This window comes from Mesorhizobium sp. 8 (genome assembly GCF_006351905.1).
In the GTDB taxonomy this organism is placed as follows: domain Bacteria; phylum Pseudomonadota; class Alphaproteobacteria; order Rhizobiales; family Rhizobiaceae; genus Mesorhizobium; species Mesorhizobium composti.
This window is the reverse complement of sequence record NZ_CP040914.1, coordinates 1,172,239-1,187,729: the sequence shown is the minus strand read 5'-3', so window position 1 is coordinate 1,187,729 and position 15,491 is coordinate 1,172,239. Positions and strand designations below refer to the sequence as shown.

At 65.0% G+C, this 15,491-nt stretch carries 16 protein-coding genes and 1 tRNA gene; 13 read left to right on the top strand and 4 right to left on the bottom strand.

The features are described 5' to 3' along the window. The 7 genes from FGU64_RS05585 (at window position 1) to FGU64_RS05555 (ending at window position 7,207) form a co-directional block, all read left to right on the top strand. Window positions 1-828: a biotin--[acetyl-CoA-carboxylase] ligase gene (locus FGU64_RS05585; RefSeq protein ID WP_139951220.1), complete on the top strand. Its 828-nt coding sequence runs from the start codon at window positions 1-3 to the stop codon at window positions 826-828. 15 nt (window positions 829-843) lie between these two features. Beyond that, window positions 844-2,514, top strand: coding sequence for a ribonuclease J (locus FGU64_RS05580; protein ID WP_139951219.1), 1,671 nt, complete (start codon window positions 844-846; stop codon window positions 2,512-2,514). Window positions 2,515-2,636: 122 nt separating this feature from the next. Then, on the top strand, window positions 2,637-3,041 hold the full coding sequence (gene mce, locus FGU64_RS05575) for a methylmalonyl-CoA epimerase (RefSeq protein ID WP_136353139.1): 405 nt from the start codon (window positions 2,637-2,639) through the stop codon (window positions 3,039-3,041). Continuing rightward, window positions 3,038-3,331, top strand: a complete 294-nt coding sequence (locus tag FGU64_RS05570) for a DUF1467 family protein (protein ID WP_136353141.1) — start codon at window positions 3,038-3,040, stop codon at window positions 3,329-3,331. Before mce ends, FGU64_RS05570 begins: the two co-directional genes overlap by 4 nt. A gap of 551 nt (window positions 3,332-3,882) precedes the next feature. Continuing rightward, window positions 3,883-5,211 carry a proline--tRNA ligase gene (gene proS, locus FGU64_RS05565; protein WP_136353143.1) on the top strand — a complete coding sequence of 443 codons (1,329 nt, stop codon included), beginning with the start codon at window positions 3,883-3,885 and terminating at the stop codon, window positions 5,209-5,211. 74 nt (window positions 5,212-5,285) lie between these two features. Continuing rightward, window positions 5,286-6,512 carry a lipoprotein-releasing ABC transporter permease subunit gene (locus FGU64_RS05560; RefSeq protein WP_136353955.1) on the top strand — a complete coding sequence of 409 codons (1,227 nt, stop codon included), beginning with the start codon at window positions 5,286-5,288 and terminating at the stop codon, window positions 6,510-6,512. After that, window positions 6,512-7,207, top strand: a complete 696-nt coding sequence (locus FGU64_RS05555; RefSeq protein WP_139951217.1) for an ABC transporter ATP-binding protein — start codon at window positions 6,512-6,514, stop codon at window positions 7,205-7,207. Before FGU64_RS05560 ends, FGU64_RS05555 begins: the two co-directional genes overlap by 1 nt. A 480-nt stretch (window positions 7,208-7,687) precedes the next feature. Here the strand turns inward: FGU64_RS05555 and lipB are convergent, their stop codons facing one another. After that, window positions 7,688-8,431: a lipoyl(octanoyl) transferase LipB gene (gene lipB, locus FGU64_RS05550; RefSeq protein WP_136353145.1), complete on the bottom strand. Its 744-nt coding sequence runs from the start codon at window positions 8,429-8,431 to the stop codon at window positions 7,688-7,690. Window positions 8,432-8,558: 127 nt separating this feature from the next. Here lipB and FGU64_RS05545 point away from each other — a divergent pair, with 127 nt between their 5' ends. Continuing rightward, window positions 8,559-8,738, top strand: coding sequence for a hypothetical protein (locus tag FGU64_RS05545; protein WP_136353147.1), 180 nt, complete (start codon window positions 8,559-8,561; stop codon window positions 8,736-8,738). Window positions 8,739-8,995: 257 nt separating this feature from the next. Here FGU64_RS05545 and FGU64_RS05540 read toward each other — a convergent pair. After that, window positions 8,996-9,080: transfer RNA gene (locus FGU64_RS05540), tRNA-Leu, on the bottom strand. A 272-nt stretch (window positions 9,081-9,352) separates the two neighbouring features. Here FGU64_RS05540 and mgtE point away from each other — a divergent pair. Continuing rightward, on the top strand, window positions 9,353-10,771 hold the full coding sequence (mgtE, locus tag FGU64_RS05535) for a magnesium transporter (protein ID WP_139951216.1): 1,419 nt from the start codon (window positions 9,353-9,355) through the stop codon (window positions 10,769-10,771). Between the two features lie 207 nt (window positions 10,772-10,978). Then, window positions 10,979-11,365 (top strand): MerR family DNA-binding transcriptional regulator, encoded by a 387-nt coding sequence (locus tag FGU64_RS05530; RefSeq protein WP_139951215.1) that lies wholly within the window; start codon window positions 10,979-10,981, stop codon window positions 11,363-11,365. Window positions 11,366-11,383: 18 nt separating this feature from the next. Here FGU64_RS05530 and FGU64_RS05525 read toward each other — a convergent pair whose 3' ends face one another. Both FGU64_RS05525 and FGU64_RS05520 read right to left on the bottom strand, forming a co-directional pair. Then, window positions 11,384-11,860, bottom strand: a complete 477-nt coding sequence (locus tag FGU64_RS05525) for an isoprenylcysteine carboxylmethyltransferase family protein (RefSeq protein ID WP_139951214.1) — start codon at window positions 11,858-11,860, stop codon at window positions 11,384-11,386. After that, window positions 11,857-12,849, bottom strand: coding sequence for a DUF1624 domain-containing protein (locus FGU64_RS05520; protein ID WP_139951213.1), 993 nt, complete (start codon window positions 12,847-12,849; stop codon window positions 11,857-11,859). Before FGU64_RS05520 ends, FGU64_RS05525 begins: the two co-directional genes overlap by 4 nt. Window positions 12,850-13,027: 178 nt before the next feature. Here FGU64_RS05520 and FGU64_RS05515 point away from each other — a divergent pair, with 178 nt between their 5' ends. From FGU64_RS05515 to cobO, 3 genes are all read left to right on the top strand, one after another. Then, window positions 13,028-14,227, top strand: coding sequence for an MFS transporter (locus tag FGU64_RS05515; RefSeq protein ID WP_139951212.1), 1,200 nt, complete (start codon window positions 13,028-13,030; stop codon window positions 14,225-14,227). 119 nt (window positions 14,228-14,346) lie between these two features. Continuing rightward, window positions 14,347-14,844 (top strand): bifunctional adenosylcobinamide kinase/adenosylcobinamide-phosphate guanylyltransferase, encoded by a 498-nt coding sequence (gene cobU, locus FGU64_RS05510; protein WP_246671323.1) that lies wholly within the window; start codon window positions 14,347-14,349, stop codon window positions 14,842-14,844. A 1-nt stretch (window position 14,845) separates the two neighbouring features. Continuing rightward, a complete protein-coding gene (cobO, locus tag FGU64_RS05505; protein WP_139951210.1) occupies window positions 14,846-15,463 on the top strand; it encodes a cob(I)yrinic acid a,c-diamide adenosyltransferase in 618 nt (205 codons plus the stop codon). Window positions 15,464-15,491: the final 28 nt, after the last annotated feature.

Sequence of the window (15,491 nt, the reverse complement as noted above, 5' to 3'; positions counted from 1 at the left end):
ATGGCCGGCTTCACGCTCGCGCCCACGGCTGCCGCCGAGGGCTTTCGCCTCGAAGCCCATGAGGTGGTCGGCTCGACCAACGCGCTGGCGCTGGACCGTGCGCGGGCCGGCGATCCCGGCCGGTTGTGGATCGTGTCGAAACGCCAGGAAAGCGGGCGCGGCCGGCGTGGTCGGGTCTGGGCGACGCCGCAGGGCAATCTTGCGGCCACGCTTCTCGTCGTCATCGACGGCGACCTCAAGAGTGCGGCTACGCTCGGTTTCGTCGCCGGGTTGGCGCTGGCCGATGCGCTGGATGCGGTCGTGCCGAGAGGCCGTATAGCGGTCGGTCTGGACGGCGCCGGCTCGGGCCGCAATCGCTTCGAGCTGAAATGGCCGAACGACGTGCTCGCTTCCGGCGCCAAGCTCGCGGGCATCCTGCTGGAATCCGCGCTTCTCGGGGAAGGCCGCTTCGCGGTTGCCGTCGGCATCGGCGTCAATGTCGTGGCGCATCCTGATGACCTGCCTTATCCCGCGACGTCGCTCGCCGCACTCGGCTCATCCTGCGACGCCGAGATACTGTTCCTGGCGCTGTCGGATGCCTGGAGCGTGAACGAGCGGTTGTGGAATGGCGGGAACGGCCTTTCCGTCGTCCGGCGCCGCTGGCTCGAGCGCGCGGCGGGATTGGGTGGCGAGGTTGCTGTCAGGATTGACGGCAATGTGGTGCGCGGCACGTTCGAGACCATTGACGAGGACTGCCGTTTCGTGATCCGCGATGAAAGCGGCGCACGGCTGACCATCGCTGCCGGCGACGTGCATTTCGGTGCGGTCGCGAGCGCCGGCGCAATCTGAACGGAAGGAACCCTCATGGCGAAATCAGACAATGCCGAACTCGTCTTCGTGCCGCTCGGCGGCGTTGGCGAGATCGGCATGAACTTCGCCCTTTACGGCTACGGCCCGGCGGACGATCGCGAATGGATCGTGGTCGATGTCGGCGTCACCTTTCCCGACCCGGCGCATCCCGGCGTCGATCTCATCCTGCCCGACACCCGTTTCATCGAGGAGCGGCTGGCGAACCTGCGCGGCATCGTCATCACCCACGCGCATGAGGACCATTACGGCGCGTTGCACGACATCTGGCCGAAGCTGAAGGTGCCGGTGTGGGCAAGTCCCTTCACCGCCGGCATGCTGGAGGCCAAGCGGCAGGGCGAGCAGGGCGCGCCGAAAATACCGGTGACCGTCTACCGGGCCGGCGAGAAATTCACGCTCGGGCCGTTCGAGATCGAGGCGATCCCGGTGGCGCATTCGATCCCCGAGCCGTTTTCATTGGCGATCACCACGCCGGTCGGCACCGTCATCCACACCGGCGACTGGAAGATCGACCTCGCGCCGGCCATAGGGCCGAAGACCGATGAAGCGCGCTTCCGCGCCTATGGCGACAAGGGCGTGCTGGCGCTGGTCTGCGATTCCACCAATGCGCTCAGGGAAGGCGAGTCGCCGACCGAGCAGGCGGTGGGCGCCAGCCTGAAGGAGATCATCAGCAAGGCCGAGGGCAGGGTGGCGGTCACCACCTTCTCGTCCAATGTCGGGCGCATCCGTTCCATCGCCGAAGCCGCGCGCGATGCCGGGCGCCAATGCCTGCTGCTCGGCCGTTCGCTGAAGCGCGTCGTCGACGTCGCCGGCGAGCTCGGCTACCTGGACGGGCTGCCGGAATTCATCGCCGAGGAAGATTACGGCTTCATCCCGCGCGACAACCTCGTCGTCATCTGCACCGGAAGCCAGGGCGAGCCGCTGGCGGCATTGGCCAAGCTGTCGCGCGACGAGATGAAGTCGGTGGCGTTGACGGCCGGCGATACGGTGATCTTTTCGTCCCGTACCATTCCCGGCAACGAGAAGGCGATCCTTGAGGTCAAGAACCGGCTGATCGACCTCGGCATGAAGATCATCGAGGACGGTGATGCGCTGGTACATGTCTCGGGCCATCCGCGCCGCAGCGAGTTGAGGCAGATGTATGAGTGGGTGCGGCCGAAGATCGGCGTGCCGGTGCATGGCGAGGCGGCGCATCTGGTGGCGCAGGGCTCGCTGATGGCGATGTCCGGCATCGGCCAGGTGGCGCAGATCCGCGACGGCGACATGCTGCGGCTGGCGCCGGGCGCGGCCACCATCATCGACCAGGTGCCGTTCGGCCGCGTCTACAAGGACGGCAGGCTGGTCGGCACCGACGAGGCCATGGGGGTGAAGGACCGGCGCAAGCTTTCCTTCGCCGGGCATGTGGCGGTCAACGTCGTGCTGGACGAGAAATACGAACTGGCCGGCGATCCGGACCTGGTCGCCATCGGCGTGGCGGAAGCGGATGCCGCCGGCGAGACGCTGGAGGAGCTGATGCTCGATGCGGCAATCGGCGCGGTGGACTCCATCCCCCGCCAGCGCCGAAAAGACCTTGATCTCGTGCAGGAATCCGTGCGCCGCGCGGTGCGTGCCGCAGCCAACGAGGCCTGGGGCAAGAAGCCGCTGGTGACGGTGTTCGTGACGAGATGAAATTAGGGCAGTAGGAGAATAGGGCCCTAAGGCAGTATGTTCTGGAGGAAGCTTTCCGCTTTTCCGGTTTCCCTGCTGCCATACCGCCGTATTGCCTTACTGCCTTGCTCACGGAGCTGCTCATGCTCGGCCGCCTGAACCATGTCGCCATTGCCGTTCCCGACCTTGCCGCGGCGACGGCGACCTATCGCGATACGCTGGGCGCGCCCGTCAGCGCGCCGCAGGCATTGCCGGAGCACGGCGTGACGGTGGTGTTCGTCGATGTCGGCAACACCAAGGTGGAGCTGCTGGAGCCGCTGGGCGAGGGCTCGCCGATCGCGGCCTTCCTGGCCAAGAACCCGTCCGGCGGCATGCACCATGTCTGCTATGAGGTCGACGATATCCTCGCCGCCCGCGACAGGCTCAAGGCCGCCGGTGCGCGCGTGCTCGGTGATGGCGAGCCGAAATTAGGGGCACACGGCAAGCCGGTGCTGTTCCTGCATCCGAAGGACTTTTCTGGTACGCTGGTTGAACTGGAGCAGTCATGACCGGAGGAAGCTTCACCGCCTGGGATTGGATCTCCCTGATCGCGGTCTATTTCGTGGTCTGGTGGATCACCCTGTTCGCGATCCTGCCCTTCAGCTTTCGCGCACAGGATGAAGAAGAGGTGGTGCTGGGTACGCATGCCAGTGCGCCCAAGAAGTTGCGCTTCTTCTATATCGTCCTGTGGACGACCGTCTGGTCGCTGATCGTGTTCGGCGCCTATTATGGCGTGACGGCCGGGCTCGGCTTCGGCGTCGACGACCTTCCGCAGATCCTGCCCACCTACGGCCGGTAATTCGCCTTGCGGGCATTTCTGCGGCAGCAATCTTTCTGGTCGCATTTCCGCACCCAAAACCGTTTCACGCTTTTACTGGAAATGCTCTGCTATCGAGCCTAGCGAGGCGCAAGCTTAAATCTTCAGGCTGTGCCTGAACTGTTTGCCGCAAGTCTCGATTTTCCAAAAAAAATGCAAGGCACGAAGCCTTGCAATTGAACGCGTCCGATCCGTTTCCGGAATTCCGGCGGCAGCGAGTGACCGCGCCTAGATCGCATCCTCCCAAGACTTTGACCGCGTAGGAAGGCAGATTGTTCTCTGCCCTCTCGGTTATCGAGGCACACTAGACCAAGCTTCACGGCGATGTCACGGAAAATTTTGCTTTGAAACAAGCATTCATGTGCTGCATTGCACAATGAATAGGTTCGAACTGCTTGTTGAACAGTCAAGACGAGGTGCTTCCAGCGCGGTGGCTTGGGTTTCCATTCCGCCACGAAATGGCTATGAAGCCCAGGCAAACAGCCTGCTTCGCGCCGATTCTGGCGCGCACTGCCTCTCTCACGGAATCGTCCATGCGTCTGTCGCGCTACTTCCTGCCTATCCTGAAAGAAAATCCCCGTGAGGCCGAGATCGTCTCGCATCGCCTCATGCTGCGCGCCGGCATGATCCGCCAGCAGGCCGCCGGCTCCTTCTCTTGGCTGCCACTCGGCAAGAAGGTGCTGGACAAGGTCTGCAAGATCATCCGCGAGGAGCAGAACCGGGCCGGCGCGCTGGAAATCCTGATGCCGACCATCCAGTCGGCCGACCTGTGGCGCGAGAGCGGCCGTTACGACGATTACGGCAAGGAGATGCTGCGCATCAAGGATCGGCACGAGCGCGACATGCTCTTCGGCCCGACCAACGAGGAGATGGTGACGGAGATCTTCCGCTCCTACGTCCGCTCCTACAAGGACCTGCCGCTCAACCTCTACCATATCCAGTGGAAGTTCCGCGACGAGGTGCGGCCGCGCTTCGGCGTCATGCGTAGCCGAGAATTCCTGATGAAGGACGCCTATACGTTCGACATCGATTTCGAAGGGGCGCGGGCGGCTTACAACCGCATGTTCGTGTCCTACCTGCGCACCTTCACGCGCATGGGCCTGCAGGCGATCCCGATGCGCGCCGACACCGGCCCGATCGGCGGCGACCTCAGCCACGAATTCATCATCCTGGCCGAGACCGGGGAGAGCCAGGTGTTCTGCGACCGCGACTACCTTTCGCTGCCTGTGCCCGGCGAGAATACCGATTTCACCAACGACGCCGAGATCGACGGCATCGTCAAGGAATGGACCACGCCCTACGCGGCGACCGACGAGATGCACGACGAAGCGGCCTGGACCAAGGTGCCGGAGACGCACAAGCTGTCAGCGCGCGGCATCGAGGTCGGCCACATCTTCCACTTCGGCGAGAAGTATTCCAAGCCGATGGGCGCCAAGGTGACCGGGCCGGACGGCAAGGACCATTTCGTTTCGGGCGGCTCCTACGGCATCGGCCCCAGCCGGTTGGTGGCGGCCATCATCGAGGCCAGCCACGACGACAACGGCATCATCTGGCCGGAGGCGGTGGCGCCGTTCGACGTCGGGCTGATCAACATGAAGCCGGGCGACGCCGGCTGCGACGCGCTTTGCGAGAAGCTCTATGCCGCCTACGAGAAGGCTGGCAAAGATGTGCTCTACGACGACACCGACCAGCGCCCGGGCGCCAAGTTCGCCACCGCCGACCTTATCGGCCTGCCCTGGCAGGTCATCGTCGGGCCGCGCGGCGTCGGCGACGGCACGGTCGAGGTGAAGAACCGCAGGACCGGCGAGCGCGACGTCCGCAAGGTCGAGGACCTGCTGGCCTCGGTGGAGAAGGCCGCGTGAGCAGCACCGCCGCAGCCGCCGCGCCGGCGAAGCAGGGCAAGGCCGGTGCCGGTGCGTTCTCAGGTTTCGAGCGCATGGTGGCGTGGCGCTACCTGCGCTCGCGGCGCAAGGAGACGGTGATCTCGGTCATCGCCTCGATCTCCTTCCTCGGCATCATGCTGGGCGTCGCCACACTGATCGTCGTCATGGCGGTGATGAACGGTTTTCGCGCCGAGCTGCTGACCCGCATCCTCGGCATCAACGGCCACCTGATCGTCACGCCGGTGGACATGCCGCTGGAGGACTATGCGGCGGTGGCGGAGCGCATCAACAAGGTGCAGGGGGTCAAATACGCCATTCCGCTGATCGACGGACAGGTGCTGGCGCAGGGCAATGTCGGTTCGGGAACCGGCGCGCTGGTGCGCGGCATCCGCGGCGACGACCTCGGCAAGATGACGCTGGTGGCCGACAACATCAAGCAGGGCACGCTGGAGGGTTTCGACGGCGGCGAGGGCGTCGCGATCGGCACGCGCATGGCCGAGGCGCTGGGCCTCGTCGTCGGCGACACCATCACGCTGATCTCGCCGGACGGCGACGTGACGCCGCTCGGTACCACGCCGCGGCTCAAAGGCTACAAGGTGGCCGCCATCTTCGAGGTGGGCATGTCGGAATACGACAGCGCCATCATCTACATGCCGTTCTCCGAAGCACAGCTCTATTTCAACATGGAAGGCAAGGCGCAGAGCATCGAGATCTATGTCGACAATCCCGACAATGTCGATGCGCTCAAGCCGAAGGTGGAGGCGGCGGCGCAGCGGCAGATCTACATGACCGACTGGCGCCAGCGCAACCAGACCTTCTTCTCCGCGCTGGAGGTCGAGCGCAACGTCATGTTCATGATCCTGACGCTGATCGTGCTGGTGGCGGCGCTCAACATCATTTCGGGCCTGGTCATGCTGGTGAAGGACAAGGGGCACGACATCGCCATCCTGCGCACCATGGGGGCGACGCGCGGCGCGATCCTGCGCATCTTCCTGATGACCGGGGCGGCCATCGGCGTTGTCGGCACGATTGCCGGCGTGGTCCTCGGCATGATCGTCTGCCTCAACATCGAGCGCATCCGCGAGTTCTTCTCGTGGCTGTCGGGCACGGTGCTGTTCAATCCGGAGCTCTATTTCCTGTCGCAGCTTCCGGCGCGCATGGACCTGCGCGAAACGCTGTCGGTCATCGCCATGGCGCTGGTGTTGTCGTTCCTGGCAACGCTGTTTCCGGCATGGCGGGCGGCGCGGCTCGATCCGGTCGAAGCCCTGAGGTACGAGTGATGGCGGCGCCGATCATCGAACTGCGCGGCGTCGAACGGCATTACGTACAGGGGCCGCGCCGGCTGACCATCCTCAACGGCGCCGACTTTTCGCTGAACCGCGGCGAGATGGTGGCGCTGGTAGCGCCGTCCGGCACCGGCAAGTCGACGCTGCTGCACACAGCCGGGCTGCTGGAGCGGCCGGACGCCGGCGACGTCATCCTGTCCGGGCGCGCCTGCGGGCGGCTGTCGGACGAGGAGCGCACGGCTATCCGCCGCAACGACGTCGGCTTCGTCTACCAGTTCCACCATTTGCTACCGGAATTCTCGGCTCTGGAAAACATCATGATGCCGCAACTCATCAAGGGGCTGGGGCGCAAGGAAGCGGGCGAGCGGGCGGCCCAACTGCTCGATTACATGCAGATCGGCAAGCGGGCGCAGCATCGGCCGTCAGAACTGTCGGGCGGCGAGCAGCAGCGCGTGGCGATCGCGCGCGCCGTCGCCAACGCGCCGCTGGTGCTGTTCGCCGACGAGCCAACGGGCAACCTCGATCCGGTCACGGCTTCCTACGTCTTCGACGCGCTGGAGGCGCTGGTGCGCCAGTCCGGTCTCGCCGCGCTGATCGCCACCCACAATCACGAGCTCGCCGCGCGCATGGACCGGCGCGTGACGCTGGCCGAGGGCAGGGTGGTGCCGTTGCCGGCCGCCCAGCTTTAGCGCCTGCTTGGTAATTTGACCGCAGCGGGCGTCGAACGTAGCTTTCGGCGCTTCCAAATGCCCGGGTGCCGCGCGTCCGTTCTCGAAATCCCGCGCTCTCTCTTTCCGGAACGGATTCCGCGAATCAAATCCGTCGCTTGCCTGACTGCCGTTCAGCCGGTGCGGGGCCCTGTCCCGCAACCTTTTCTTAACCCTGTGACGCGCGAGGCGGCGACCGGTCGCTTTGCCCGCTTTCTTCGTTTGACATTTGAACAAAAATAGAACAAATTACGAACATATTAAAAACAGGAGAGAGTTATGACCGATCTGGTTCACGATGTCGTCTCGCTGGTTTGCATGAGCACCTTCCTCGTCTCGATGGCGATGTGGATCGGCGCAATGTGAGAATGAGCCGGTGCGGCGCACCGGCATGGAAGGGGCGCCGCTGCATGATGCCGGCGCCGTCGAAGGAAAAAACACAAACGGGCAGGGTGCAGGCGATCAGCCGGCCTTGCGGGCGGGTAGAGCCTCGGCGAGTGCGGCCGGACCGAACACCGTTTCGAAGGCGGCCTTCAGTGCCAGGTCGAGATCGGTCATCGTCACCGGCAGGCCGAGGTCGACGAGACTGGTGACGCCGTGATCGGCGACGCCGCAGGGGACGATGCCGCCGAAATGCGTCAGGTCCGGTTCGACATTGATGGCGATGCCGTGGAAGCTGACCCATTTGCGCAGGCGGATGCCGATGGCGGCGATCTTGTCTTCGGCAGGCTGGCCGTCCGGCATCGGCGGACGGTCGGGCCGCACCACCCAGACGCCGACGCGGTCTTCACGCCGCTCGCCGCGCACCGTGAAGGCGGCAAGCGTCTGGATGATCCATTCTTCCAGCGCCGCCACGAAGGCGCGCACATCCTCGCGCCGCCGCTTCAGGTCGAGCATGACATAGGCGACGCGCTGTCCGGGGCCATGATAGGTATATTCGCCGCCGCGCCCGGCCGCGTAGACGGGAAAGCGATCCGGATCGATCAGGTCGGCGGGCTGGGCGCTGGTGCCGGCGGTGTAGAGCGGCGGGTGCTCGACCAGCCAGACCATCTCGCCGGTCGCGCCCGAGCGGATCGCTTCGGCGCGCTGTTCCATGAAGGCCAGCGCCGTCGCATAGTCCGTCAGGCCAGGCTCGATGCGCCATTCGACCGGCTCCGATCCGGGGACGGGGAGAAAGGACGTGGCGAGCTGGCTGCGTTCTGGCATGGCTGATCTCGTTTATCCTTGATATGGCCGCAATCGGCGCAAAGGTCCAGAGCGCCAGGCCGATGCGTCGGGTTTGCGGACAGGCCGATTAACGGCTGGTTGACGCTTCTGGCGCATAGGGCTGGTTATGGCCGAAGAGAACGACAGCAGACGATCGGACTGGCGCGGGATCGGCGCCGCCTTGCTGCAGATTGGCGCGATCTTCGTGCCGATCGCGCTTTGCATGCTGGTACTGGCGAACCTTTCGACCCATGTCCCGCCGCAGGCGATCGACGCCGTGCGGACCGGTTCGATAGACCGTCGTTGAGACGGCGCTTCGGCGGCTTGCGAACGACTTGGATGCCCGAACTGGCAACGCTTTCGGATCTTCCAGCGCAAGGCGACGTGCTTTTGCAATGCGAGGCCGAATCCGAGCGGATTCGAGCTAGCGATAGTCGACCGGACGCGAAACGCATCGAGCGCTGAAAATCGGTGTAAAGGTTGTGGAAGGTGTAAAGACATCCACGCCGGTCAGAATCCGGGCAGGCTCAAAAGCCGTAGAAATACCGGATTGTGAAAAGGCGTTGGTGCGGTCGAGAAGACTCGAACTTCCACGGGTTGCCCCACAGCGACCTCAACGCTGCGCGTCTACCAATTCCGCCACGACCGCACGTGGTAGGAGCCGGAAGGTGCCGGCCCGCGGCGTGTAGCAAATCGCCCAAGGCGAAACAAGTGCGAGTTCGGCAATATTCGCCGCAATTCATGTTCCCGTCACAGGCTTTGCATTTCTATCTTGAGCGCCGGCCGGTCCGGCTTGGCGATATGCACCGGCCGATGCAGAGGATCGCCATCCGTCGGGGCTTAATTCGTTTGATATTCCCGCGCGTTGCGCGCTAGACCTGACACGCACTCTTTCCCGGATCGCGGCAGCCGGAGACACCGATGGAAGGCCAGCACGAACAGACCGACGACGCCCGGGCTGCCGAAGGCCAGCGCGCCGACATCTACGACGAGGACGGCGTGATCAGCCAGTCGTTCCTAGTCCATGTCGGCGCGGCGATTGCCGACCGCGACACGCTGACGCTGAAGCGTGACGTCGGCGACCTGCACCAGTCCGAACTCGGCGACCTGCTGGAAGCGCTGGCGCCGGAGCAGCGGCGGGCGCTGGTGGAACTGCTCGGCACCGATTTCGATTTCTCGGCGCTGACGGAGGTGGACGAGGCCATCCGCCTCGACATCGTCGACAACCTGCCGAACGCGCAGATCGCGCAGGCGGTGCAGGAACTCGATTCCGACGACGCCGTCTACATCCTGGAGGACCTCGACCAGGAGGACCAGGACGAGATCCTGTCGCAGCTCCCGTTCACCGAGCGGATCAGGCTGAGGCGCGCCCTCGATTACCCGGAAGAGACGGCCGGCCGGCGCATGCAGACCGAGTTCGTCGCCGTGCCGCCGTTCTGGACGGTCGGCCAGACGATCGACTACATGCGCGAAGACAACAACCTGCCTGATCGCTTCAGCCAGATCTTCGTCATCGACCCCACCTTCAAGCTGCTCGGCGCCGTCGATCTGGACAAGATCATGCGCACCAAGCGGGCGGTGAAGGTCGAGGAGGTGATGCACGAGACGCGCCACGCCATTCCCGCGACCATGGACCAGGAAGAAGCGGCGCGTGAGTTCGAGCAATACGACCTCTTGTCGGCGGCCGTCGTCGACGAGAACGAGCGGCTGGTCGGCGTGCTCACCATCGACGACGTGGTCGATGTCATCCAACAGGAAGCGGAAGAAGACCTTCTGCGCATGGGCGGCGTCGGCGACGAGGAACTGTCGGACTCGATCCTTTCCACGTCGCGCTCTCGCGTGCCGTGGCTCCTGGTCAATCTTGTCACCGCGTTCCTGGCGGCTTCGGTCATCGGCCTGTTCGATGCGACGATCCAGCAGATCGTGGCGCTGGCCGTGCTGATGCCGATCGTCGCCGGCATGGGCGGCAATGCCGGCTCGCAGACCATGACGGTGACGGTGCGCGCGCTGGCGACCAAGGACCTCGACATCTACAACGCCTGGCGCGTCATCCGCCGCGAGATCGGCGTCGGCTTCATCAACGGCGCGGTTTTCGCCGTTCTCATCGGCCTTGTCGCCGGGACCTGGTTCGGCGATCCGAACCTCGGCGGCATCATTGCCGCGGCGATGATCATCAACATGTTCGCGGCGGCGCTGGCAGGCATCCTCATCCCGCTTCTGCTCGACCGGCTCAACATCGATCCGGCGGTGGCGTCGGCCGTGTTCGTTACCACGGTGACCGACTGCGTCGGGTTCTTCGCCTTCCTCGGACTGGCGACATGGTGGTTCCGCTATTCGTAGGACGGGCAGGGCGCCGCCGATCGGCCAAAGTGGTTAGCGCGCCCGCAATTGACTTTTACGTAAGGGCGGTGCCAAGTGTCGCCCGGCGATTTAGCCTGCCACTCTGGCGGCTCCCGCACAATCGGCTATTCCGTCGTGCTGCGACGGCCAGCTACCAACGACCGCCCCGGAGGATCGATGCCGGTTCGCCAAGCGCAAGGAATGACGATGCGGGAATACTACTCGATCACGGAGTTGACGCGCGAGTTCGACATTTCGACGCGCACGCTGCGCTTCTATGAGGACGAGGGGCTGATCCAGCCGGTGCGGCGCGGCCGTACGCGTCTTTTCAAGCCATCCGACCGTCACTTGGTGCGGCAAATCCTGCGCGGCAAGCGGCTCGGCTTTTCGATCAGCGAAATCCGCGAGATCATCCAGATATACAAGGAGCCGCCGGGCGAGGTGGGGCAGCTCAAACTGATGATCCGCCGCATCGAGGAAAAGCGCGAGGAATTGCGGCAGAAGCGGCGCGACCTGGAGGAGACACTGGCCGAGCTCGACCAGGCCGAGGAGTCCTGCGTCGAGCGGCTGGCGGAGCTCGGCGTCAACACCTGAGCTCGTTCGGAAGCGCGTTCAAATCCACCGGCGTACGCGCTTGGTGTAGTCCCGGTACTTCTTGCCGAAGCGCTGGGTGAGGATCTTTTCTTCGTGTTCCACTGCCAGCTTACCGGTGAGGAAAGCAGCGACGAACGCCATCAGCAAGGTCCAGACGTTGGCGGTGACCAGCGCGATGCCGATCATGAGCAGCGTCGCGGCGAGGTAGATCGGGTTGCGCGAGACGGCGAAGGGGCCGCCGGTCAGGAGATGCTCCGGCGTGCCCTTGGGATTGAGCGTGGTGCCGGCGCGGCGCATCGTGCGGACGGCGCTGAACCACAGCGCCAGCGCCGCGACGATCGCGATCCAGCCGAAGGCGAGCAGGATGTCGGCCAATATGCCGCCGATCCACGGCGGCGGGACGAAGACGCCAAGCACGATGCTGACGACGAGCGCCGCCAGATAGATCAGCGGCGGCAGGGGCACGAAGCCCGTATGCCGGACGGTCTCGCTCATGGCTTTTCCTCCTCCATCGCCTCGTCGGTGCGCACCGTGCAGGTGCCGGCGAGATCGGCGACCCGCTGGCGGAAGGCCGCATCGTGGTCGCCCTTGAACAACCGCTCGAGCATGGCGTTGTCCTTCAGTTCGCCCAACATACAACCGCAATAGCGCGGGCAGAAGGCCGCATCGCGGCTTTGCTGGCAGGATGCGGTGCAGGAACTCAGGAAACTTTCCTGCGGCGACAGAACAGGTGCCGGCACGACCTGCGAGAACAGCCAGACGCAGGCGATCAGCACCGGCTGGTGGATCAGGTAGAAGGCGAGGCTGTGCTGGCCGGCGAGCACCAGCGGCTTCAGGCGGCGATGGATGGAAAGCTGCCGCGCCCGCTCCATCAGGCCGGAGGATATGGCAAGGCGGGTCGCGCCGATGCCGGCAAGCACGGCGCCGAACCAGGGAAACAGCGGCACGTAGTCGTTGGAGCGCGGATCGACCGTCGAGAGGCCCAGCCACCACAGCGCCGGATGGTCGAAGGCCGGCGAGCGCAGATAGTGCGGGGCGGCGACGACCAGTGCCGCCACGACCAGCGTGAGCAGTCCCGGCAGGCGCAGGAAGGCGAGGCCGAGCAGGCTCGCCAGCGCGATCTCGTGCAATATGCCGAAGAAGATGAAGGTGTCGGGCGTGGCGAACCGGGTGACGACGCTGATCGCCGCCGCTGCCACGACCACCATGGCTAGCCGTTTCCAGAAGCCGGGCCAGCGGATGCCGTGTCCATGCGCCAGCACCAGGCTGACGCCGACCAGGAACAGGAAGGTCGAGGCGATGCACCGCGCGTAAAACTTCCAGCCGCCGAAGGCGGTGAGGCCGGGCGAGACGTAGCCGAAGAATTCGAGGTCCCAGGTGAAGTGGTAGCTCGCCATGGCAAGCAAGGCGAGGCCGCGCGCCACGTCGATGGCGAGGATGCGGTCGGAACCTTTCCGGCCCGGTAGATTCGGCTCAGCGCTCATCGTCCGTCTCTCACGCCCCCGGCCGAGAGGGGTAGGGCCAAACCGGTTGCCTGTAAAGTTGGGCCAGCGGCCATAAAGGCTTGGCCGGCTTCGTATTTCGGCGGCATGGCGTCGGTTTCCTGATACCGGTGCGAATCGAGCCGGCGCATTTTCCCGGTGCCTATTCTGCCGAGTCGTCATGGCCCCGCATGTCCGTCACCCGATCTGGCTCCCTGCCGTGCGGCCGGCGGACGCGCGCACCTTCGCCACCCTCTACGCCATCGAATCCTTCGCGCGGGCGACGGTTTCCAGCGTCATCCCGATCCAGGCCTACGAAATCCTGAGAAGCGAGCAGACGGTCTCGATCCTCTATACCGCCGTGTCGCTGACCGGGCTTTCGGTGACGCTGTTCATGCCGCTGCTCATCCGCCGCTTCGCCCGGCGCTGGGTCTACACGGCGGGTGCCGTGCTGCTGGCTATCGGCTCGCTGTTCTTCGTCACCCACACGCTGGCCGGGCAGGCGCTGGGCATGCTGGCGCGCGTCATGGGGGCGAGCGCGCTGTCGATCACGCTCAACCTCTACATCATGGACCACATCCGCAAGGCGGATTTCACGCGCTCCGAATCGCTGCGCATGGCGCTGTCGATGATCGCCTGGACGTGCGGGCCGACGCTCGGCATCTTCCTCTACACGCATTACGGCATCTATGCCGCGCACGGCGCCGTGGCGGTCTTCGCGCTCGGGCTGCTGGCGCTGTTCTGGTACTACCGGCTGAGCGACAACCCGCTGATCGCCGCCGGCAAGAGCCGCGCCTCCAATCCGCTCGCCAACATCGGCCGCTTCATCGCCCAGCCGCGGCTCAGGCTCGCCTGGCTGATCGCCTTCGGCCGCTCCTGCTACTGGACGACCTTCTTCGTCTACGGGCCGCTTTTGATGGTGGTGACGGGGCAAGGGGAGCTTGCCGGCGGCCTGCTCATCTCGGCCGGCAATGCGCTGTTGTTCTGTGCCATCTTCTGGGGTCGGATCGGGCGGCGCTACGGCCTACGCAAGGTGATTTCCTTTTCCTTCATGGTCATGGCGGTGGTGCTGTGGGCGGCGGGCGCGGTGGGAGCGTCCTATCCGCTGGTGACGGCCGGCCTGCTGCTGGTCGGGGCGCTGTTCACCATCGCGCTCGATGCGCTGGGCTCCACCACCTTCATGCGGGCGGTGCATGCCTACGAGCGGCCGCAGATGGCAGCGGTCTATCGCACCTATCTCGATTTCTCCGAACTCACCCCGCCGCTGGTCTATTCGGTCGTGCTGGCCTTCTTCGGCCTCGGCTCCGTCTTCGTCACGCTGGGGTTTCTGGCCGCTGCCTGCGGCATCGTTTCATGGCGCTACCTGCCGAAGTCGATGTGAGGAGCCTGGCATGTTCGCGTGGCCCCATTTGCCGTAGCCGGACGGCGTTCCTATAGTCCGGCGAGGCCATGGATTCGATCGTGGCGAGACGGAAAAAGGATTTCCTTTTGACAGGCAGCCTGACCTTCCTGCTCGGCGGCGCCCGCTCCGGCAAGAGCGCGTATGCCGAGCGGCTGGCGACGGCGCTGCCGGCGCCGTGGACCTATATCGCGACGGCCGAAGCCTATGACGAGGAGATGCGCGAGCGCATAGCGCGTCACAGGGCGCGCAGGGGCGAAGGGTGGCAAACCCTTGATGCGCCGCTCGACCTTGCCGGCGCGCTGGATTCCCTGCCCGCGGGCCGGCCGGTGCTGGTCGATTGCCTGACGCTGTGGCTGACCAACCATATGCTGGCCGAACACGACGTCGAGGCCGAATGCGCAAGGCTGGGCGTGGTTCTGTCGCGGCCCCGTGGTCCCTGGTTCGTGGTATCGAACGAGGTGGGCCTGGGCATCGTGCCGGACAACGCGCTGGCGCGGCGCTTCCGCGACGCGGCCGGGCGGCTCAACCAGCAGGTCGCGGCGCAGGCCGACACTGTTCTGATGATGGTGGCGGGACTGCCGTTGAAGGTGAAATGACATGAGCGAGATCGACCCGGCCGAGGCCGAACGCCACAAGGCCAAGATGGCCAAGCGCAAGGCGGTGCAGGATGCCGAGGTTGCCGGCAAGACGGTTGCCGAGAAAGGCCTGCTGATCGTCAACACCGGCCCCGGCAAAGGCAAGACGACGGCCGCCTTCGGGCTGGCGCTGCGCATGCTGGGCTACGGCCGGCGCGTCGGCGTCGTGCAGTTCATCAAGGGCAAGTGGCACACCGGCGAGAAGGACGCCTTCGCCGCCTTCGGTGATCGCGTGGCCTGGCACACGATGGGCGAGGGGTTCACCTGGGAGACGCAGGACCTGCAGCGCGACATCGCCGCCGCCGAGGCCGCGTGGGGAAAAGCGCAGGAGTTGATGGCCGATCCGACGATCAGCCTCGTCGTGCTGGACGAACTCAACATCGCGCTGCGTTACGACTATCTCGACCTCGAAAAGGTGGTGGCGGCTTTGAAAGCGCGCCGCGAGGGGCTGCACGTCGTCGTCACCGGCCGCAACGCCAAGCCGGCGCTGGTCGAGGCCGCCGATCTCGTCACCGAGATGGGCGTCACCAAGCATCATTTCTCGGCGGGAGTGAAAGCGCAGCAGGGGATCGAATTTTAGAGCGGTTCAGGCTTTGGCAGCGAGCTTT